Genomic DNA, 20,686 nt, shown 5'->3' with positions numbered 1-20,686 from the left:
GGACGGGACGCCCCGGCGCCCCGCCACGAGAAAGAGAATCCATGCTGACCGTCCTGAACCTGGTCGCACGACGATTCCTGACGCTGATCCCCCTGGTGCTGGGCATCACGCTCTTCGTCTTCGTGATCATGCAGTTCTCCCCGATCGACCCGGCGCTGTCCGTCCTCGGCGACCAGGCCACGCCGGCGCAGGTCGAGGCGTTCCGCGCCGCGAACGGGCTGAACGACCCGCTGCCGCTGCGCTACCTGCACTTCCTCGGCGACCTCGTCCGCGGCGACCTCGGCATGACGTTCCCGCCGTCGGTCCCGGTCGCCGAGAAGATCGCCATGGCGTTGCCGCTGACCATCCAGCTCACCGCGCTCGGCGTCGTCGGCGCGCTGGTCATCGCGCTGGCCCTCGGCATCCCGGCCGCCCTGTACCGGGACCGCTGGCCCGACCAGGTCATCCGGATCGTCTCCATGGCCGGCATCGCCACGCCTTCGTTCTGGCTGGCCCTGCTGTTCATCCAGGAGTTCTCGGTCCGCCGCCCGATCTTCCCGACCGGTGGATACGTCAACCCCGCCGACTCGGTCGGCCTCTGGCTGCAGTCCCTCGCGCTGCCCGCGCTGGCGCTGGCCGTACCGGTCGGCTGCTCGCTGGCCCGCATCGTCCGCACGTCGATGGTCGAGGAACTCGACAAGGACTACGTCCGCACCGCCGTCGGCGCCGGACTGCCACCGCGCGTGGTGATCGGCCGCAACGTGCTGCGCAACGCGCTGGTCAACCCGCTCACCGCGCTCGGCCTGCGGATCGGCTACCTCATCGGCGGCACCGTCGTCATCGAGGCCATCTTCTCGCTGCCCGGCATGGGCACCCAGATCATGAGCGCCGTCCAGCAGAACGACACCGCGCTCGCCCAGGGCACCGTGCTCACCATCGCGCTGTGCTTCGTCCTGGTGAACCTGGTCGTCGACATCCTCTACCTCTTCGCCAACCCCCGACTGCGCGGAGGCCACTGATGCGCCGGTCCCTCACCACGCGGCTGTCCCGCCCCGGCATGGCCTTCGCCCGGCTCGGTCTCGCGGCCCGGTTCGCGCTCGGCTTCGTCGCGCTCATCGTCGTGGTCGGCGTGCTCGCCCCGCTGCTGCTGCGCCACGACCCCACCCAGACCGGTCTCGGACCGGCGCTGACCGGCCCGAACGGCGACTTCTGGTTCGGCCTGGACAAACTCGGCCGCGACGTCTTCTCCCGGCTGGTCGCCGGCACCCGGCGCTCCCTGATCGTCGGTTTCGGCGCGGCCGGCATCGCGCTGGTGCTCGGCGCGATCCTCGGCGCGCTCGCCGGCAGCAGCCGCACCGTCGTCGACGAGGTCGTCATGCGCTGCCTCGACGTGGTCATGGCCTTCCCCACGATCGTGCTCTCCGCGCTGCTGATCATCTCGTTCGGCAAGAACAGCCTGCTGGTCCTCGTCATCGCGATCGGGTTCGTGTTCACCCCGTCGGTCGCGCGCATCGTCCGCGCCAACGTGCTGTCCCAGTACGGCGAGGACTACGTGGCCGCCGAGCGCATCATCGGCGCCCGCCGCCCGCACATCCTCTGGCGGCACGTCCTGCGCAACTGCGCCGCCCCGATCCTCGTCTTCGTCACCGTCATGGTGGCCGACGCGATCGTCTTCGAGGCGTCCCTGTCCTTCATCGGCGGCGGCCTCGCCCCGCAGGAGGCGGCCTCCTCGTGGGGCTCGGTCATCGCCTTCGGCAAGGAGATGGTGCAGATCGGCGGCTGGTGGGCCACGTTCTTCCCCGGCCTGCTGATCCTGCTCACCGTGCTGGCGCTCAACGTGCTCTCCGAGGGCATGTCCGACGCCTGGGCCGCCCCGGCCGCGCGCCGCGCCACGTCCACCACCAGCGGTGACGCGCTGGAGCAGGCGCAGCCCGGCACCGGCGAGGTGGTCGAGCTGCCCGGCCTGGCCGAGGCGGCGCAGCGGCTGCGTGAGCGCGCCCGCCCGCTGCCGCAGGGCAAGCCGGTCCTTCAGGTCAGCGACCTGTCCATCGGCTTCGAGGGCCGCCACCGCGGCGTCGACATCGTCGACGGGCTCACCTTCGACGTACGCCCCGGCGAGGTCGTCGGCCTGGTGGGGGAGTCCGGCTCCGGCAAGTCGCTGAGCGTCCTCGCCGTCATGGGCCTGCTGCCGCAGGGCGCCCGGGTACGCGGCGAGATCCGCTTCCAGGACACGGACCTGCTGAAACTCAACGCCAAGGGCCGCCGCGCCCTGATGGGCCGCGAGATCGCCATGGTCTACCAGGACGCGCTGTCGGCGCTGAACCCGGCGCTGCGCGTCGGCGCCCAGCTCGCCCAGATGATCCGCCGCGGCGGCACCCGCTCGGCCGAGGAACTGATGCGGCTGGTCGGGCTGGACCCGCGGCGCACGCTCGCCGCGTACCCGCACGAGCTGTCCGGCGGGCAGCGGCAGCGCGTCGTGATCGCCATGGCGCTGTCCCGCGACCCGAAGCTGATCATCGCGGACGAGCCGACCACCGCGCTCGACGTCACCGTGCAGGCCCAGGTGATGGCGCTGCTGCTGGAGCTGCGCGAGCGGCTCGGCTTCGCCCTCATCCTGGTCAGCCACGACCTCGCCCTGGTCAGCGACGTCTGCGACCGGGTCGTGGTGATGTACGGCGGGCAGATCGTGGAGACCGGCGTGACCGCCGACGTGATGGAGGCGCCCGCCCACCACTACGCCCGCGGGCTCCTCGGTTCCGTCCTGTCCCTGGAGACCGGCGCGGAACGGCTCACCCAGATCCGCGGCGTGGTGCCCTCACCGGCCGACTTCCCGAAGGGTTGCCGATTCTCCGACCGCTGCCCGATGGCGACCGAGATCTGCCGGGACACCGCGCCCACCATGGCGGGCACGGACGGCCACGGGTACGCCTGCCACCACCCCGCCGTCACCGTCAGCGAGAAGGAGCCGGCCCGATGAGCGCCACCGCCGAGCACCGGCCGATCGCCGAGCTGAGCGACGTGCACGTGGTGCACGCCGCGCGCGGCGGCGGCATGTTCAGCCGGGAGAAGGTCTACGCGCTCACCGGCGCCGACCTGGTCATCCGGGCCGGCGAGACGGTCGGCATCGTCGGCGAGTCCGGCTGCGGCAAGTCCACCCTCGCCAAGGTGCTCGTCGGCCTGCAACGGCCGACCGCCGGCACGGTGTCCTTCGCCGGCAAGGACGTGTGGTCGATGACCGCCACCGAGCGGCGCGAGCACATCGGCGCCGGCGTCGGCATGATCTTCCAGGACCCGGCCACCTCACTGAACCGCCGGATGCCGGTACGCGACATCCTGCGCGACCCGCTCGACGTGCACCGCCGGGGCACCCGGCAGCAGCGCGAGCAGCGGGTGACCGAGCTGATGGCCCTGGTCGGCCTGCCCCGCTCGGTCGCCGACGTGCTGCCCAGCCAGCTCTCCGGCGGCCAGCGCCAGCGGGTGTCCATCGCCCGCGCGCTGGCCCTGGAACCGGGGCTGGTCATCGCCGACGAGCCGACCAGCGCGCTCGACGTGTCGGTCCGCGCGCAGATCCTCAACCTGCTGCTGGACCTCAAGGACCGGCTCGGCCTGGCCATGGTGCTGGTGTCGCACGACATCCAGACCGTCAAGCGGGTCAGCGACCGGGTCGTCACCATGTACCTGGGCCGCATCGTCGAGCAGACCCCCGCCGACCTGCTGCCCGAGGGCGGCCGGCACCCGTACACCCGGGCCTTGTTCTCGGCCACGCCGGGCCTGCTCTCACCGATCGAGCCCATTCCGCTGGTCGGCCCGGTCCCGTCGGCGACCCGGCCGCCGAGCGGCTGCCCGTTCCGGACCCGCTGCTGGGCCGCCACCGACGGCTGCGCCGTGGACATGCCCGCGCCGCGCCCCGCCGAGGGCGCGGGCCACGAGTTCCGCTGCCACCACCCGGTGCCCGCCGGCACCGCCAACACCGAACTGGTCGCGCTCGCCACCTCGGCGACCGGCCGCACCACAACTGAGTCTGTCGAGGAGAACCTGTGACCACCCCAGCCCCGCGGTTCGCCGGAGTCGTGCCGCCGGCCGTCACCCCCCTGACCGAAGAGGGCGAGGTCGACGTCCACTCCCTGGAACGGCTGGTCGAATGGCTGCTCGACGCCGGCGTCGACGGCATCTTCGCCCTCGGCAGCTCCGGCGAGACGGTCTTCCTCACCGACCGGCAGCGGGACCTCGCGCTGGAGACCATCGTCAAGACCGCCGGCGGCGCCGTGCCGGTCCTCGCCGGCTGCATCGAACCCACCACCCGCCGGGTCGTGGAGCGGGCCGAGGCGTCCACCCGGCTGGGCGCGGACGGCCTCGTCGTGACCGCCCCGTTCTACGCCATCGTCGGCCCGCACGAGATCGAGCGGCACTTCCGCGCCGTCGCCGCGGCGGTCGAGCTTCCGCTGCTGGCGTACGACATCCCGGTCTGCGTGCACAGCAAGCTCTCCGTCGACCTGCTGACCCGCCTCGCCGCCGAGGGCGTGCTGGCCGGCGTCAAGGACTCCAGCGGCGACGACGTCGCGTTCCGCCAGCTGGCGCTCGCCATCGCCGAGCACGCGCCGGAGCGCGACTTCAGCCTGCTCACCGGCCACGAGGTCGTGGTCGACGCGATGATGCTCGCGGGCGGCTCCGGCTCGGTGCCCGGACTGGGCAACGTGGACCCGGCCGGATACGTGCGGCTGCACCGCGCCTGCCTGGCCGGCGACTGGGCCGCGGCCCGCCGGGAACAGGACCGCCTGACCCGGCTGTTCCGCATCGTCGACGCGGCCGACCCGGCCACCTCGGCGGGCGCCACCCGGGGCGTCGGCGCGTTCAAGACCGCGCTGTCCCTGCTCGGCGTCATCGCCGGCAACGCGGTGTCGCTGCCGCTGCGGCCGCTGGACGACGCCGAGACGGGCCGCGTGCGTACCCAGCTGGAACTGGCCGGGCTGCTCTGACCATGCCCGAGGTGAGCACGACCGGCCTGGTCGCCGCGCTCGACATCGGCGGCACCAAGACCACAGCCGCGCTGGTCACCGCCGCCGGCGAGGTCGTCGGCCGGCACACCGCGCCGACACCCGGTCGCTCCGGCGCCGCAGCGGTGCTCGACACCGCCGCCGGCCTGGTCGAGAAGCTGCGGGCGGACGCGCCGGACGTCGTACGGGCGCTCGGCGTCGGCAGCGCCGGCGTCATCGACAGCGCTTCCGGCCTGGTGCTGTCCGCCACCGACGTGCTGACCGGCTGGGCCGGCACGGACCTGCGCGGCGACCTGGCTCGGTGTCTCGGTGTGCCGGTCACCGTGGTCAACGACGTGCACGCCCACGCGCTGGGCGAGGCGCGTCACGGCGTCGCGGCCGGGCACGACACGGTGCTCTACGTCGCCGTGGGCACCGGTGTCGGCGCGTCGTTCGTCCTCGGCGACACAGTGCTCGCCGGTGCGCACAGCGCGGCCGGGCACGCCGGGCACCAGCCGTCGGCGTACGCCGGAACGCTGCCCTGCACCTGCGGCGGGCGCGGGCACCTGGAGGCGATCGCCGCCGGGCCCGCGCTCACCGCCGAGTACGTCCGGCGTACCGGCCGTCCGGTGGCCGACCTGCGGGCCGTCGCCGCGCTCGCGGCAGGTGGCGACGAGACGGCCCGCGACGTCGTCCGGCTCGGCGGCACGGCCGTCGGGTCCGCCGTCGGCGGCCTGGTCAACGTGCTCGACCCCGCCGCCGTGGTGATCGGCGGCGGCGTCACCGGCCTCGGCGAGCCGTGGTGGCGGGCGCTGCGTGACGCGGTGCCCGCCGAGACGCTGCCCGCCCTGGCCGGTGTGCCGGTCCTCGCCTCCACCCTCGGCCCCGACGCGCCGCTGCTCGGCGCCGCCTCGCTCGCCTGGAAGGTCTCATGAACTCCCTCGTCGACCAGCTCCGCCACCGCCTGGTGGTCTCCTGCCAGGCGTACCCGGGTGAGCCCATGCGCGACCCGGACACCATGCGCCGGGTCGCGCTCGCCACCGCCCGCGGCGGCGCCGCCGGCATCCGCGCCCAGGGCCTGGCGGACATCGCGGCCATCCGCGCGGCGGTGGACCTGCCGCTGATCGGGCTCTGGAAGGACGGCGACGACGACGTCTTCATCACCCCGACGCTCGAACACGCGCTGGCCGTCGCCGACGCCGGGGCGCACGTCGTCGCGCTCGACGGCACGTCCCGGCCCCGCCCCGACGGCCGTACGCTCGCCGAGACGATCGCCGCCGTGCACGAGCGCACCGGCGCGCTGGTGATGGCCGACTGCTCCACGTTCGACGAGGGCATCGCCGCCGCCGCTGCCGGCGCCGACCTGGTCGGCACCACGCTCTCCGGGTACACCGCGTACACCACCAAGGGCGACGGGCCGGACCTGGACCTGGTCGCCCGGCTCGCCGCCGCGGTCGACGTCCCGGTGGTCGCCGAGGGACGCATCCACACCCCGGAGCAGGCCGCGCAGGCGCTGCGGGCGGGCGCGTGGACGGTGGTGGTCGGCACCGCCATCACCCACCCGAGCACCATCACCGGCTGGTTCGCGTCCGCCGTACGGGAGGCCGCGTCGTGCCGCTGACCGACCTCGACCTGGCCGGCTGCCTCGCGTACCGGCCGGAGCTGGACGTGCCGGCGGACCTGGACGGATTCTGGGCGCGCACGCTCGACGGCGGCGGCGACCCGGCGGCGGCGGTCTACGAGCCGGTCGACACCGGGCTGACCCAGATCCGGACGTACGCGGTCACGATCCCCGGTTTCGCCGGTGAGCCGGTACGCGGATGGCTGCACCTGCCCGCCGGTGCCGACGGGCCGCTGCCCTGCGTGGTCGAGTACCTCGGCTACGGCCGGGGCCGCGGCCTGCCGCACGAGAAGCTGTTCTGGGCGGCGGCCGGCTTCGCGCACCTGATCATGGACAGCCGCGGCCAGGGGTGGAGCGCCGCCACCGGCGGCACGCCCGACCCGCACCCCTACCCGGCCGGCACCGTGCCCGGCTTCCTCACCCGGGGCGTCGCCGACCCGGCCGAGCACTACTACCGGCGGCTCATCACCGACGCGGTCCGCTTCGCCGAGGCCGCCCGGCGGCACCCGGCCGTCGACCCGGCGCGGGTGGCGGTGACCGGCTTCAGCCAGGGCGGCGGCCTCGCCCTGGCCGTCGGCGCGTTGTGCCCGGACGTCGCCGCCGTCATGCCGGACGTGCCGTTCCTGTGCGACATCCGCCGGGGCGTGCGCGTCGCCGGCCCGGACAGCCCGTACGCCGAGGTCGTCGAGTACCTCGCGCTGCACCGCGATCGCGCCGACCAGGTGTTCCGCACGCTGTCCTACCTGGACGCCGCAGTGCTCGCGCCGCGCGCCACCGCGCCGGCGCTGTTCTCCATCGCCCTGCGTGATCAGGTCTGCCCGCCGTCGACCTGCTTCGCCGCCTACCACCGCTACGGCGGCGACAAGGACGTGCGGGTGTACGAGTTCAACGACCACGAGGGCGGCGAGGCGGCACACCAGGGCGAACAGCTCACCTGGCTGCGCGGGATCCTGGGCGGCTAACGGGCCCGTTCCACCACGTAGTCGGTCAGCTCCAGCAGGAAACGGCCGTCCTCGGTGTCGGCGGCGGCGCCCAGCGCCCGCTCACCCTCACGCCGGGCCGCGAGCGCGAGATCCCGGGCGCTGCGCCGCGCCGACTCCACACAGTCGTACGCGAGCAGGCGCCCGTGCAGCCAGCGCACCTCGGCGTCGGTGCGCTGCGCGCGGGTACGGCTCAGCAATCGCACGAGCCGCTCGCGTTCCTCCGGTGTGCACCGTCGCATGAAGTCGATCAGGATCAGCGTCCGCTTGCCCTCCCACAGGTCACCGGCGATCTCCTTGCCGTACCGGGCGTAGTCGCCGGTCAGGTTGAGCGCGTCGTCCTGGATCTGGAACGCCGCGCCCAGATACCAGCCGTACCGGTCCAGCACGTCGACAGCGTTCTCCCGGCCGGTCGCCACGAGGACGCCGGTGCGGCACGGGTAGATGCACGTGTACCAGGACGTCTTCTTCAGGCACATCCGGTAGTAGTCGTCGGCGTCCAGGTCGCACACGTTGTCGCGGATCCAGCCGATCTCGATCGCCTGCCCCTCCAGCGAGTGGCGCATCATCAGCTCGGTCTCGGTGAACAGCCGCCAGGCGATCCCGGAGCCGAGCGCCGCCCGGTTCGCGGCCAGCCGCCGCAACGCCAGCAGGTTCGTCATGTTGCCGACGTTCAGCGCCACGCCCACGCCGTACTCGGCGTGCAGCGTCCGCCCGCCGCGCCGCTGCTCGCTGGAATCCTGGATGTCGTCGTGGATGAGGAAGGCGTTGTGGAACAGCTCCACTGTCACCGCGGCGTTGAGGCCCACCGCGTCGCCGCCGCCGAACGCCCGGCACGTGGCCAGGCACAGCGCGGCGCGCAGCCCCTTGCCCCACCGGCGCGGATACTCCGCGACCAGGTCGTAGAGGTAGCGTGGGCCGCCGTCGGGCACGTCGTCGAGCAGCGCGCCGAGGGCCAGCCCGCGATAGCGCTCCAGCATCCGTTCCACGTGCCCGCCGGCCACCCCGGCGGTCGGCGCCATCGCGCGGCTACCGGTCCGTCGGCCGCTTCGGGGCCGGCGACGCCAGCCGGTCCGCGAGCCCGTTTGCGACCTCGGGGGCCAGCCGCGCCAGATTGAGTACGGTGTCCAGCGCGTCGTGCGCGTCCGACGTGTACCGCCGGATCACCTCACCGCGCTGGTCGTCGGCCATCTTCAGCTGCCCGACCACGGTGTCGATCAGGGCGTGCCCGTCGGTGCGGACCCGCGCGACGAGTTCGTCGAACGCCTCCGGGTCGACCCGGCGGCTCTCGGTCAGCTTCTCCTCGAGTCGCCGTGCGCCGGCCAGCCCCGCCGCGAGTTCCTCCTCCAGCACCGTGGCCGCGTGGGTCACGCTCTCCGAGGTCTCCTCGGCCACCTTCTCGAAGCGCTCGTTCGTGCGCTCACGCTTGCCGTCTGTCATGGGCGAAGTGTCACCGGACCAGGCACGACGCACCAGGCGAGTGTCGCCATGGTGACTGAGCGTGGCCAGCCCGGGCAGCTTTCGCGACTGGGTACGGGTACTCAGCGCAGTACCGTCCCGTCGCTCATGTGTCCGCGTCGCGGCGTCGACAGGATCCTTGTCATGGCCGAGACGCTGCACCGACACGCCGCCTTGCGTACCGTCGACACGCCGCTGCCCGCCGAGGCCGCGCTGGCCCCCGCCGGCCGCGCGGTCGCCGCGCTGGCCCGGCTCATCGCCCACCACCCCGCCGGCTGGAGGTGGCTGGCCCGGCGCCACCACCCGGTCCTCGACCGGCTCGCCGCCGCGAACGCGCGGTCCACCTGCGTCCGCGCCGCCCGGCGGGTGCCCGCGTACCAGGCGTTCCTGCGGGCCCGCCCGGGCGGGCTGCGCCGCCGGCTGCGGGACTTCCCGGAGACCGACAAACGTGGGTACGTCATGGCGTACGACGCCTCGGCCCGGTGCCGGGACGGGCGGATGCCGGAGCGGGGCGTGGTGGTCGACGAGTCGGCCGGCTCGTCCGGGCGGCCGTTCAACTGGCCGCGCGGCGAGCGGGAGCTGCGGGCGGTGCACCGCGACATCGCCGGGTACACCGGTCTGGCGTTCCCGATGCGCCGACCGTTCGTCATCAACGCGTACTCGATGGGCGCCTGGGCGACCGGCACCACGACCGGCGCGGCGATGGCCCGGATCGCGACGGTGAAGAACACCGGCCCCGACCTGGGGAAGATCGTCGACACGCTGCGCGAGTTCGGCCCCGGCCACGACTACCTCGTGACCGCGTACCCGCCGTTCCTCAAGCACCTGCGGGACCGGCTCGACGCCGAGGACTTTCCGTGGTCGCGGTACCGGATCTTCGCCAGTTGCGGCGGCGAGGGGATGACCGAGGCGTTGCGCGACTACCTGGAGCAGCGGTTCGTGCGGGTGCGGTCGGCGTACGGGGCGTCGGACCTGACCATCGGCATCGGCGCGGAGACCCGGTTCACGGTCTGGTTGCGGCGGCGGCTGCGCACCGACGCGGGACTGCGCGCGGAACTGCTGGGCCGCGGCGAGCAGCGGCTGCCGATGGTGTTCCAGTACAACCCGTTCGCCACCTACCTGGAGACCAACGAGCGGCGGGAACTGCTCTGCACCGTCACCGGCCCGCACGTGCTCCAGCCCCGGCTGCGCTACAACGTCGGCGACGAGGCGCTGCTGGTGCCGTACCGGCGGATCGTCGAGCTGGCCCACGCCGACCCGGTGCGCCGCGCCGAGTTCCGTACCGCGGTGGCCGAGGAGCGGATGACGCTGCCGTTGCTGCTGTTGTTCGGCCGCAGCGACTCCACCGTGTCCTACCTGGGCGCGAACCTCTACCCGCAGGACGTCGAGTACGGCCTCTACACCGGCAACCCGTACGCCGCCGAGATCAACAGGTTCTGTCTCACGCTGCACGAGGACGCGGCGCTGGAGACCCGGCCGGTGATCCACGTGGAGCTGCGCCGCCCGCTGGACGCCGCGGCCCGCGCGGCGCTCGCCGACGCCTGCCGCGACGGGGTACGCGCGCACCTGACCTCGGTGTCGCGGGACTTCGCGCAGTCCCTGGTGGAGGACCCGACCGCCGGTGACCTGCGGGTGGAACTGCACGAACCGGACTGCGGCCCGTTCGCCGCCATGCAGAAGATCAAGAACGTCTACCTGGTGAGGTGAGCGATGCGTACCCGTGACTTCTCCCGCGCCCCGGCCCAGGCCCGCGCCGGCGCCATGTTCATCGGCGGCACCCGGTACGCGAACCCGCTGGTGCTGCTGCGCCTGGCCCCCGACTGGATCCGGATGGTGCGCGACATGCGCCGGATGTCCGGCTACTGCTGGCACACCGTCTACTGGCAGTTCCCGCTGACGCTCGGCACCATCGCGTTCTTCACCGACCGCGACGCGCTGCTGCGCTTCGCCCGGACCCGGCACCACCGCAAGCTGATGATGTGGCTGACCGACGGCAACCGCAACGCCACGGCCGGGTTCATCCGCCTCTACACCGCCTCCCCGGACGGCTACTCAAACGGCGCGTGGCGGGCCGAGGACGGCGCGATGGGCCACATCGAGCGGTTCACGCCGCTGGGCGCGGAGACCACCGGACCGGCGGTGCGCCGGTGACCGGCCACCGGTTCGAGCGCGTGACCGGCCGGCGCGGCCTGCGCGACTTCCTCGCGCTCACCGACCGGCTGTACGCGGACGAGTCCCGCTACGTGCCGACGCCCCGGCAGCAGATCCGCCGCTGGTGGCGCGACGGCGTGCCGATGTACGTGCTGCGCGACGCCACCGGCGCGGTGGTCGGGCGGACCACGCTGCACACCGACGCCGACCTCGACGCCAAGCTCGGCCGCCGGTGCCAGTTGTTCGGGCTCACCGAGTTCACGCCGCACGCCGCCCGGCCGCTGTTCGACGCGATCGCCACGTACGCCACACCCGGCCGGGACCTGCTGTTCGGGCCGGTGGCGCTGCTGCCCAACCAGGCCGGTGGCGTGATCACCTCCGGGTACGCCGACCGGGGTTTCGTGGACAGCGCGTGGAACCCGCCGTACTACCCGGACGCCTACGAGGAGAACGGGTTCACCGGGCGGTTCGTCTCCGACACCTGGATCTGCCCGGTGCCGCCACCGACCGGGCCGCCGCCCGCGCTGGGCGTCCAGCCCGACGGCTCCCGGCTGGACCTGCACCGGGGGAACAGCCGGCGGCTCGACGAACAGCTGGGCCTGCTGCGCGGGATGCTCAACGACTCCTTCGCCCAGCTCGGCTACTACACGCCGATCTCGGCGGCGCAGCTGCGGCGGCAGACCGACGGGCTGGCGTACCTGCTGGATGACTCGCTGCTGCTCTACCTGACCCGCGACGGGCACCCGGTGGCGTTCGTGCTCTGCGTACCGGACATCAGCGACTTCCTGGTCGCTGTGCGCGGCGACCTGAACCCGGTCAACCAACTGCGGCTGCTGGCCACCCGCCGCCGGTACCGCCGGGAGGCGGTGCTGATCGTCAAGGGTGTGGTGCCGCGGTTCCAGGGGCGCGGCTACCAGCGGCTGCTGTCCGAGCACCTGCACCGCAACCTGCACGAGGGCGGATACACGGCGCTGCGCAGCACGTACGTCGGGCGGGACAACCCGGCGTCGGCCGCCCAGTACCGGCGCCTCGGCGGACGCCCGCTGCACGGCTACACGTTCTACGCCAGGGAGCGGTGAGCATGGACCTCGCCGCGTTCCGCGCGCTGGAGCCGCTGTGCTGGCGGGCGCCGAGCGCGCACAACACCCAGCCGTGGCGGCTGCGCTACGAGCGCTGGGCGATCACCGTCGGCTGGGACCCGGCCGACACGCTGCCCGCCGGCGACCCGACCGGGCGGGACCTGCGGCTGTCGCTCGGCGCGTTCGTGGAGACCTGCCTGATCGTCGCCGCCGACGCGGGGCTGCGGCTGGACTGGGCCGCCGACCACGACGAGTCGGACCGGCGGGTGGGGCGGCTGCGTCCGGCCCGGCAGCCGTACCGGACGCCGTTTCGCGCCGCCGACGTGTGGGACCGGCGTACCCACCGGGGCCGGTTCACCGGCGGCCCGGACGCCGACGTGGTCGCGGCCGTGGACGCGGTCGCCCGCCGGGCCGGTGGCGCGGCCCGCGTGGTGCCGGCGGCCGGGCGGCTGCGCGCGCTGCTGCGCACGGCCGACCGGCACGTGTACGCCGACCCGTCGGTGGTCGCCGAGCTGCGCCGCTGGCTGCGCCTGGACCGGGCGTGCCCGCGCTACCGGAGCGACGGGCTCAGTGACAGCTGCCTCGGGCTGGGCCGGGCGGCGGCCACCGGACTGCGGGCGGCGCTCGCGGCGTACCCGGCGTTGCGCCCGCTGGGGCTGCCCCGGCTGCTCGCCACCGCGGGCGGTGATCCACTGGCGCAGGGCGGCGGGGTGCTGGCGCTGATCGCGCCGCCCGGTCTGGACGCGGCCGGGCAGGTCGAGTTCGGACGCGTGCTGATGCGGATGTGGCTGACGCTGCACACGGCCGGGCTGGCCGCGCACCCGCTCAGTCAGCTCGTCGACGTCGCAGCCACCCGTGGCGCGCTCGGCACGCTGCTGGACGTGGCGCCGGAGCGGATCGTGCACGTGGCCCGGGTGGGCCGGCCGGCCGCGCCCGCGCCCCGCTCGGCCCGGCGAGTGCGCCACGGATCGCGTCTGTTAGCGGTAACACCCCTTGACGCGATGTCACTTCATCCATGAGAGTCCATGTTGGCCGACGTGTCGCCCGGTCGGGAGCCCTGGGCGCGGAGTGGCAGGAACGCGGCGTCCGGGTGTGCGAGGCGCAATCTGTTAGCGATAACAGGGCAGCGCCGCGCATCCGGACCCGCCTCTGATCCGCGCGGTTGGGAGAAAAGCATGTCTGAAGTGACACGACGCAACGTCATCAAGGCCGCAGCGGCCGGCACCGGCGCCGCGCTGGTGCCGGCCGCCTGGAGCGCCGCCGCCCGCGCCGGCTCGGCGGCGCCGGCGCAGGTGCTCGCCGCGAACGACCTGGCGCTCTGGTACGACGAACCGGCCGGCACCGACTGGCTGCGCGCCCTGCCGATCGGCAACGGGCGGCTCGGCGCGATGGTGTTCGGCAACGTGGACACCGAACGGCTCCAGCTCAACGAGGACACCGTCTGGGCCGGCGGCCCGTACGACTCGGCGAACACCCGGGGCGCGGCCAACCTGGCCGAGATCCGGCGTCGCGTCTTCGCCGACCAGTGGACCTCGGCCCAGGATTTGATCAACCAGACCATGATGGGCAGCCCCGGCGGTCAGCTCGCCTACCAGACCGTCGGCGACCTGCGGCTCTCCTTCGGGTCGGCGAGCGGGGCGACGCAGTACAACCGGACGCTGGACCTCACCACCGCCACCGTCACCACCACGTACGTGCTGAACGGTGTCCGGTACCAGCGGGAGGTGTTCGCCAGCGCGCCCGACCAGGTGATAGTGCTCCGGCTGACCGCCGACCGGGCGAACGCGATCACGTTCTCCGCCGCGTTCGACAGCCCGCAGCGGACCACCGTGTCCAGCCCGGACGGCGCGACAGTCGCGCTCGACGGCATCTCCGGCTCGATGGAGGGGGTCAACGGCTCGGTGCGGTTCCTCGCGCTGGCCAACGCCGCCGTCACCGGCGGCACGGTGAGCAGCTCCGGCGGCACGCTGCGGGTGTCCGGCGCGACCAGCGTGACGGTCCTGATCTCGATCGGCACCAGCTACGTCAACTACCGCACCGTCAACGGCGACTACCAGGGCATCGCCCGCAACCGGCTGAACGCCGCCAAGAGCGTCGACGTCGACCAGCTCCGCACCCGCCACCGCGCCGACTACCAGGCGCTGTTCGACCGGGTCACGATCGACCTGGGCCGCACCGCCGCCGCCGACCAGCCCACCGACGTGCGGATCGCGCAGCACGCGAGCACGAACGACCCGCAGTTCGCCGCGCTGCTGTTCCAGTTCGGGCGGTACCTGCTGATCTCCTCGTCGCGGCCGGGCACCCAGCCGGCGAACCTGCAGGGCATCTGGAACGACTCGCTCACGCCGTCCTGGGACTCGAAGTACACGGTCAACGCCAACCTGCCGATGAACTACTGGCCGGCCGACACCACGAACCTGTCCGAGTGCTTCCTGCCGGTCTTCGACATGGTCAAGGACCTCACCGTCACCGGCGCGCGGGTCGCCCAGGCACAGTACGGCGCCGGTGGCTGGGTCACCCACCACAACACCGACGCCTGGCGGGGCGCATCGGTGGTGGACGGCGCGTTCTGGGGCATGTGGCAGACCGGCGGGGCCTGGCTGAGCACGCTCATCTGGGACCACTACCTGTTCACCGGCGACCTCGGCTTCCTCCAGGCCAACTACCCGGCGCTCAAGGGCGCCGCCCAGTTCTTCCTCGACACCCTGGTCGCCCACCCGACGCTCGGCTACCTGGTGACGAACCCGTCGAACTCGCCGGAGCTGGCGCACCACGCCAACGCCAGCGTCTGCGCCGGACCCACGATGGACAACCAGATCCTGCGCGACCTGTTCGACGCCGCGGCCCGGGCGAGCGAGGTGCTCGGCGTCGACACCACGTTCCGGTCCCAGGTGCGTACGGCCAAGGATCGGCTGCCACCGAGCCGCGTCGGTTCGCGGGGCAACGTGCAGGAGTGGCTCGCCGACTGGGTCGAGACCGAGCGCACCCACCGGCACGTCTCCCACCTGTACGGGCTGCATCCCGGCAACCAGATCACCAGGCGGGGCACCCCGGCGCTGTACGAGGCCGCCCGCAAGACGCTGGAGCTGCGCGGCGACGACGGGACCGGCTGGTCCCTCGCCTGGAAGATCAATTTCTGGGCCCGGCTGGAGGACGGCGCCCGCGCCCACAAGCTCCTGCGCGACCTGGTCCGCACCGACCGGCTCGCGCCGAACATGTTCGACCTGCACCCGCCGTTCCAGATCGACGGCAACTTCGGCGCCACCTCGGGCATCGCCGAGATGCTGCTGCACAGCCACACCGGGGAGCTGCACCTGCTGCCCGCGCTCCCCAGCGCCTGGCCCGCCGGGCAGGTCGCGGGACTGCGCGGCCGGGGTGGCTACACGGTGGCGCTGACCTGGAGCAACAGCCAGGCCGACGAGATCAGCGTCCGCGCCGACCGCGACGGCACGCTGCGACTGCGGTCCCGGCTGTTCACCGGCGCCTTCACCCTCACCGACGTCACCGACGGCAGCACACCGGCCACCACCCGGCCGGAGTCCGACGTCGTGGCGCTCACCGTCCGCGCCGGCCACACCTACCGCGCGGTCCGGCCGGGCGTGACCCCCTCGCCGACAGTGACAACGACGCCGACGTCCACGCCGTCACCGACCCCGACCCCGACCACCAGTTCCCCGGCGCCGTCCGGCGCGCGTGCCACGTACGCGATCACCGGCTCCTGGTCCGGCGGCTTCCAGGCCGAGGTCACGGTGACCGCCGGCGCCACCGCGATCCGCGGCTGGACGGTGTCCTGGACGTTCCCGAACGGTCAGGTGATCAACCAGATCTGGAGTGGCACGCACACCCAGAGCGGCGCGAACGTCACGGTGCGCAACGTCGACTACAACGGCTCGGTGCCGGCGGGCGGCTCCACCACGTTCGGCTTCATCGGCACGGCCGGCGGCACCAACAACCCGCCGACGAACCTCACCTGCACCACCACCTGACCGCTGACGCGCCCCGCCGCGGCAACCCGGCCGGGGCGGGGCGTGCCGACGGTCAGGCCAGCAGCGTCTCGCGCAGCCGCGCGCCCAGATTGAACTCGCCGACCACCCGGGGACCGGCCGGGTCGTACACGGCGATGCGGTGGTTGCGGCGCATCATCTCCCGCACCGCCGGCGGCAGCCGGGGCGGGTCGTCCATCGTCGCGAGCACCCGCGCGCCGGTGCCCATCAGCCGCTCCACCAGCGACGCGCTGTCGGTGTCCACACGCACCCGGCCGAACTCCCAGCCGGCCGTGGTCAGGTCGAGCACCTCGAACAGGCGCGTCACGAACGGCTGCGGATCGGTCACCTTGTCCAGCCGGTCGGCCCGCCCGCCGACCGCCGCCACGGCGCCGGCCACCTGCGCGTACGGGTGCAGCCCGCTGGGCAGCGCGCCGAGCGGCCAGCGCAGCGCGGGCCCGGCCTCCTTCCACAGGGGCCGGTAGTTGCGGCGGTGCACCAGCAGCCGCCGGCCGGTACGCCGGAACACCTCGTGCGCCTGGCCCAGCAGGTCGGCGTGCGCCTGGTCGGCGGCCTCGCAGACGATCCCGGCGGCCACCACGAGACCGTCGTCATCGGACAGCAGCCGGGTGATCGCGTCGGCCTGCTCCGGGAACCGGAGGCGGGCGTGCGCCCCGTAGGACTGCCGCACGTCCCGCAGCAGCTCCTGCTGACGTGTCGGGTCCAGTTCGACCCGTCCGCCACCGAGCAACCGCTGGAGCCAACCCATCGCGCCTCGCTTCCGTCGCCGTCTGCGGACCGGGCAATGCTAGTTCGTCGGCCGATGCTCGTATGGTGACGGGGTGACCGATCGATCCCTGACCCTGATGGCGGTGCACGCGCACCCCGACGACGAGGCGACGAGCACCGGCGGCATCCTGGCGCGCTACGCGGCCGAGGGCGTGACCACTGTGCTCGTTACCTGCACCGACGGGGGGTGCGGCGACGGCCCCGGCGGAACCAAGCCGGGCGACCCCGGGCACGACCCGAAGGCCGTGGTCGAGATGCGCCGCGCCGAGCTGGCCGCGAGCTGCGAGGCGCTCAAGGTGACCCACCTGGAGACGCTCGACTACGGCGACTCCGGGATGATGGGCTGGGCCACGAACGACGCGCCCGGCGCGTTCTGGAACACGCCGGTGGCCGAGGCGGCCGGCCGGCTGGCCGAGCTGATCCGGCGCTACCGTCCCGACGTCGTCGTCACCTACGACGAGAACGGCTTCTACGGCCACCCGGACCACATCCAGGCCCACCGCATCACCATGGCCGCCGTCGAGCAGACCGGCATCCCGGCCAAGGTCTACTGGACCACCGTGCCGCGCAGCGCGTTCCAGCAGTTCGGCACCGTCATGCGCGAGATCGGGGTGGAGTTCCCCGAGCCGGAGGCGACCGACGAGATGCCGGCGCTGGGCCTGCCGGACGACGAGATCACCACCTGGGTCAACACCAGCGGCTACGGCGGGCAGAAGTTCGCGTCGCTCGCCGCGCACGCCAGCCAGGCGGAGAACATCTTCTTCCTGCGCCTCGGGCAGGAGCGGTTCACCGAGCTGATGGGCATGGAGACGTTCGTGCGGGTGCGGGACACCACCGGCGCGCCGACGCCGGAGGACGACCTGTTCGCCGGGCTGCGCTGACCGGCCGCCGGCCCGGTCCGGCGTGTCGTCGGCCGGGCCGCTCATCTCAGGCCGCGACGGTCTGCGCGGCCAGGTGCGCGAGCACGACACGGACGTCACCGCCGGTGTCGGCCATGACCTGACGTTGCCGGGTGGCGCCGGTGCCCTCGCGGCGCACCCGGTCGATCTCGCGCCGGACCAGGTCCAAGTCGCCGTGGCGGGTCAGCGCGGGCGTGACGAAGCCGAGCATGTCGTCGACGAGGTCCCAGGCGGGCCGGGGCCGCCCGGTACGCAGATCGACCAGGTCACCGTCCACGCCGTCGTGCGCGGCCCGCCAGTGCGCGGCGGCGACGAGACAGTCGCGGATGCGCTGGGCCGGCACGCCGTCGCGAATGTCGTCGATCGCGGTGGCGACGAGCGCCCGGACCAGCCCGGCGATCAGGACGGTGTCGTCGACTGTGGGGCAGACGTCGCCGACGCGGATCTCCACTGTGGGGTACGCCGCCGACGGGCGGGCGTACCAGTAGACCATCGCGGCGTCGAGCATGATGCCGGCGGTGATCAGGTCCCGGACCGTGGCGTCGTAGTCGGCGGCCGAGTGGAAGTGCGGCGTCGGCCCGATGCTCGGCCACCGTTCCAACTGCATCGAGCGCCAGCTGGCGTGCCCGGTGTCCCGCCCGTCGTGCAGCGGCGAGTTGGTGGTGAGCGCCTGCACCACCGGCAGCCACGGGCGCAGGTGGTTGCACACCTGCACGGCCAGCTCCCGCTCGGGTACGCCGACGTGCACGTGGCAGCCGCAGACCGCGGGGTCGTGGGCCACCGGGCCGAACCGGCGGGACATGTCGTGGTAGCGCTGCTCGTCGGGCACCGTGCGGTGGGCCTCGCAGACCGGGGTGGCGCCGACCGCCACGAGGCGCGCCCCGGCCGCGTCGGCCGCCCGGGCGGCCGCCCGGCGTAGCGTGACCAGGTGCTCGCGGAGCTGACCGAGGTCGGGGCTGACCGGGGTCACCATCTCCACCATGCTGTGCCGGAACTCCTGCCGGCTCTGCTCGCGTGCGGTCCCGGAGAGCGCGTCGCGGACCCGGTCGGCGACCGGCATGCTCTCGCCGGTGACGGGGTCCAGCAGCAGGAACTCCTCTTCCACCCCGAGGGTCAGGACGGTGGGGATCTCCGGTGTCGGGGTGGTGGCGGTGGTGGTGGGCCGCGGCCTCACCGACGGCTCCACCGGCACGGAACGGTCGGCAGCTCGTCGTGAGGCGGGATCATGTCTCGACGGTACGAGGCCGGGGGCCGTCCCGAGGCTGTTTCCGCCGACCACCGCCCCCGCGGGTGGCGCGGGGGCGGTGGGGTCGCTCAGCAGGACGTCGCTCAGCAGTCGTAGTACATGGCGAACTCGTGCGGGGTCGGACGCAGGCGTACCGGGTCGACCTCGTTGGCGTTCTTCCAGTCGACCCAGGTGGAGATCAGGTCGGCGGTGAAGACGTTGCCGTCGAGCAGGTAGTCGTGGTCGGTCTCCAGCGCCGCCAGCGCCTCGCTGAGGGAACCGGGCACCTGCTTGACGTCGCCCCACTCCTCCGGGGGCAGGTCGTAGAGGTCCTTGTCGATCGGGGCGGGCGGCTCGATCTTGTTCTTGATGCCGTCGAGACCGGCCATGAGCATGGCGGCGAACGCCAGGTACGGGTTGCTGGACGGGTCCGGCACGCGGAACTCGACGCGCTTGGCCTTCGGGTTGCTGCCGGTCACCGGGATGCGGGTGCAGGCGGAGCGGTTGCGCTGGGAGTAGACCAGGTTGACCGGCGCCTCGAAGCCGGGGACGAGACGGCGGTACGAGTTGATGGTCGGGTTGGTGAAGGCCAGCAGCGAGGGGGCGTGGTGCAGCAGGCCGCCGATGTACCAGCGGGCGGTGTCGGACAGGCCGGCGTAGCCGGTCTCGTCGTAGAACAGCGGCTCGCCGCCGCGCCACAGGCTCTGGTGGGTGTGCATGCCGGAGCCGTTGTCACCGAACACCGGCTTGGGCATGAACGTCGCGGTCTTGCCGTGCGCCCACGCCTCGTTCTTGATCAGGTACTTGAACAGCTGAAGGTCGTCGGCCGAGTGCAGCAGCGTCGAGAACCTGTAGTTGATCTCCGACTGCCCGCCGGTGCCCACCTCGTGGTGCGAACGCTCCACTGTGAAACCGGCGTCCACCATCCGGCGGACCATGCTGTCGCGCAGGTCGGCGTAGTGGTCGACCGGGGGCACCGGGAAGTAGCCGCCCTTGTAGGCGGTCTTGTAGCCGCGGTTGCCGCCCTCCTCGATCCGCCCGGTGTTCCAGGCGCCTTCGATCGAGTCGATGTAGTAGAACGACTGGTGCGCCGAGGTCTCGTGGCGGATGGAGTCGAAGATGTAGAACTCCGCCTCCGCGCCGAAGTACGCGGTGTCGGCGATGCCGCTCGCCGCCAGATACGCCTCGGCCTTCTTCGCCACGTTGCGCGGATCCCGGGAGTACGCCTCCCTGGTGAACGGGTCGTGGACGAAGAAGTTCAACGCGACGGTCTTCTGCGCGCGGAACGGGTCCACGAACGCGGTCGCCACGTCCGGCAGCAGCAGCATGTCCGATTCGTGGATCGACTGGAAGCCGCGGATCGAGGAGCCGTCGAAGGCGAGGCCGTCGGTGAACACGCTGTCGTCGAACGACTCGACCGGCAGGTTGAAGTGCTGCATCACGCCGGGCAGGTCACAGAAACGTACGTCGACGAACTTCACGTCCTCGTCGGTGAGGTATCGCAGGAGTTCCTCGGAATTGGCGAACACACGTCCTCCTGGCAGGCGTC

At 73.0% G+C, this 20,686-nt stretch carries 18 protein-coding genes; 13 read left to right on the top strand and 5 right to left on the bottom strand.

Annotation, left to right across the window (positions count from 1 at the left end; genetic code table 11):
• Positions 1-41: 41 nt before the first annotated feature.
• The 7 genes from A4R25_RS08850 to A4R25_RS08820 are packed head-to-tail and all read left to right on the top strand — an operon-like array spanning position 42 to position 7,535.
• On the top strand, positions 42-998 hold the full coding sequence (locus tag A4R25_RS08850; protein ID WP_064446265.1) for an ABC transporter permease: 957 nt from the start codon (positions 42-44) through the stop codon (positions 996-998).
• Positions 998-2,956 (top strand): dipeptide/oligopeptide/nickel ABC transporter permease/ATP-binding protein, encoded by a 1,959-nt coding sequence (locus A4R25_RS08845; protein ID WP_064446264.1) that lies wholly within the window; start codon positions 998-1,000, stop codon positions 2,954-2,956. Before A4R25_RS08850 ends, A4R25_RS08845 begins: the two co-directional genes overlap by 1 nt.
• Positions 2,953-4,020: an ABC transporter ATP-binding protein gene (locus A4R25_RS08840; protein WP_043324745.1), complete on the top strand. Its 1,068-nt coding sequence runs from the start codon at positions 2,953-2,955 to the stop codon at positions 4,018-4,020. The genes A4R25_RS08845 and A4R25_RS08840 overlap by 4 nt, the downstream gene beginning before the upstream one ends.
• Positions 4,017-4,955 (top strand): dihydrodipicolinate synthase family protein, encoded by a 939-nt coding sequence (locus A4R25_RS08835; RefSeq protein WP_064446263.1) that lies wholly within the window; start codon positions 4,017-4,019, stop codon positions 4,953-4,955. Before A4R25_RS08840 ends, A4R25_RS08835 begins: the two co-directional genes overlap by 4 nt.
• A gap of 2 nt (positions 4,956-4,957) precedes the next feature.
• A complete protein-coding gene (locus tag A4R25_RS08830) occupies positions 4,958-5,887 on the top strand; it encodes an ROK family protein (RefSeq protein ID WP_064446262.1) in 930 nt (309 codons plus the stop codon).
• Positions 5,884-6,573: an N-acetylmannosamine-6-phosphate 2-epimerase gene (locus A4R25_RS08825; RefSeq protein WP_064446261.1), complete on the top strand. Its 690-nt coding sequence runs from the start codon at positions 5,884-5,886 to the stop codon at positions 6,571-6,573. The genes A4R25_RS08830 and A4R25_RS08825 overlap by 4 nt, the downstream gene beginning before the upstream one ends.
• Complete coding sequence (locus A4R25_RS08820) at positions 6,564-7,535, top strand: acetylxylan esterase (protein WP_064446260.1); 972 nt, start codon at positions 6,564-6,566, stop codon at positions 7,533-7,535. The genes A4R25_RS08825 and A4R25_RS08820 overlap by 10 nt, the downstream gene beginning before the upstream one ends.
• Here the strand turns inward: A4R25_RS08820 and A4R25_RS08815 are convergent.
• Together A4R25_RS08815 and A4R25_RS08810 are read right to left on the bottom strand one after the other, a co-directional pair.
• A complete protein-coding gene (locus A4R25_RS08815; protein WP_064446259.1) occupies positions 7,532-8,575 on the bottom strand; it encodes a polyprenyl synthetase family protein in 1,044 nt (347 codons plus the stop codon). The two genes, A4R25_RS08820 and A4R25_RS08815, sit on opposite strands and share 4 nt — an antisense overlap.
• A 7-nt stretch (positions 8,576-8,582) precedes the next feature.
• Positions 8,583-8,993 (bottom strand): hypothetical protein, encoded by a 411-nt coding sequence (locus A4R25_RS08810; protein WP_064446258.1) that lies wholly within the window; start codon positions 8,991-8,993, stop codon positions 8,583-8,585.
• A gap of 162 nt (positions 8,994-9,155) precedes the next feature.
• Here A4R25_RS08810 and A4R25_RS08805 point away from each other — a divergent pair, with 162 nt between their 5' ends.
• The 5 genes from A4R25_RS08805 to A4R25_RS08785 all read left to right on the top strand — a co-directional run bounded on the left by A4R25_RS08805 (position 9,156) and on the right by A4R25_RS08785 (position 16,227).
• Entirely contained in the window at positions 9,156-10,718 is a 1,563-nt protein-coding gene (locus A4R25_RS08805) for a phenylacetate--CoA ligase family protein (protein ID WP_064446257.1), read from the top strand.
• 3 nt (positions 10,719-10,721) lie between these two features.
• Positions 10,722-11,162, top strand: a complete 441-nt coding sequence (locus A4R25_RS08800; RefSeq protein ID WP_064446256.1) for a hypothetical protein — start codon at positions 10,722-10,724, stop codon at positions 11,160-11,162.
• Positions 11,159-12,241 (top strand): hypothetical protein, encoded by a 1,083-nt coding sequence (locus A4R25_RS08795; RefSeq protein WP_064446255.1) that lies wholly within the window; start codon positions 11,159-11,161, stop codon positions 12,239-12,241. The genes A4R25_RS08800 and A4R25_RS08795 overlap by 4 nt, the downstream gene beginning before the upstream one ends.
• A gap of 2 nt (positions 12,242-12,243) precedes the next feature.
• Positions 12,244-13,260: a hypothetical protein gene (locus A4R25_RS08790; protein WP_064446254.1), complete on the top strand. Its 1,017-nt coding sequence runs from the start codon at positions 12,244-12,246 to the stop codon at positions 13,258-13,260.
• A 156-nt stretch (positions 13,261-13,416) separates the two neighbouring features.
• On the top strand, positions 13,417-16,227 hold the full coding sequence (locus A4R25_RS08785; protein ID WP_064446253.1) for a glycoside hydrolase N-terminal domain-containing protein: 2,811 nt from the start codon (positions 13,417-13,419) through the stop codon (positions 16,225-16,227).
• A 52-nt stretch (positions 16,228-16,279) separates the two neighbouring features.
• On the opposite strand, the gene A4R25_RS08780 is transcribed toward A4R25_RS08785, so the two are convergent.
• Positions 16,280-16,993, bottom strand: coding sequence for a hypothetical protein (locus tag A4R25_RS08780; RefSeq protein ID WP_043324727.1), 714 nt, complete (start codon positions 16,991-16,993; stop codon positions 16,280-16,282).
• Positions 16,994-17,066: 73 nt separating this feature from the next.
• Between A4R25_RS08780 and A4R25_RS08775 the strand changes: the two genes are divergently transcribed.
• Positions 17,067-17,894, top strand: coding sequence for a PIG-L family deacetylase (locus A4R25_RS08775; RefSeq protein ID WP_064446252.1), 828 nt, complete (start codon positions 17,067-17,069; stop codon positions 17,892-17,894).
• A gap of 46 nt (positions 17,895-17,940) precedes the next feature.
• On the opposite strand, the gene A4R25_RS08770 is transcribed toward A4R25_RS08775, so the two are convergent.
• Complete coding sequence (locus tag A4R25_RS08770) at positions 17,941-19,086, bottom strand: glutamate--cysteine ligase (RefSeq protein WP_064446527.1); 1,146 nt, start codon at positions 19,084-19,086, stop codon at positions 17,941-17,943.
• Positions 19,087-19,241: 155 nt separating this feature from the next.
• On the bottom strand, positions 19,242-20,666 hold the full coding sequence (glnA, locus tag A4R25_RS08765) for a type I glutamate--ammonia ligase (RefSeq protein WP_043324723.1): 1,425 nt from the start codon (positions 20,664-20,666) through the stop codon (positions 19,242-19,244).
• Positions 20,667-20,686: the final 20 nt, after the last annotated feature.

It is taken from the genome of Micromonospora sp. NBRC 110037, from assembly GCF_001652995.1.
Classification (GTDB): Bacteria; Actinomycetota; Actinomycetes; order Mycobacteriales; family Micromonosporaceae; genus Micromonospora; species Micromonospora chalcea.
The sequence above is the reverse complement of the archived record's forward strand: the minus strand, read 5'-3'. Positions and strand labels throughout refer to the sequence as shown.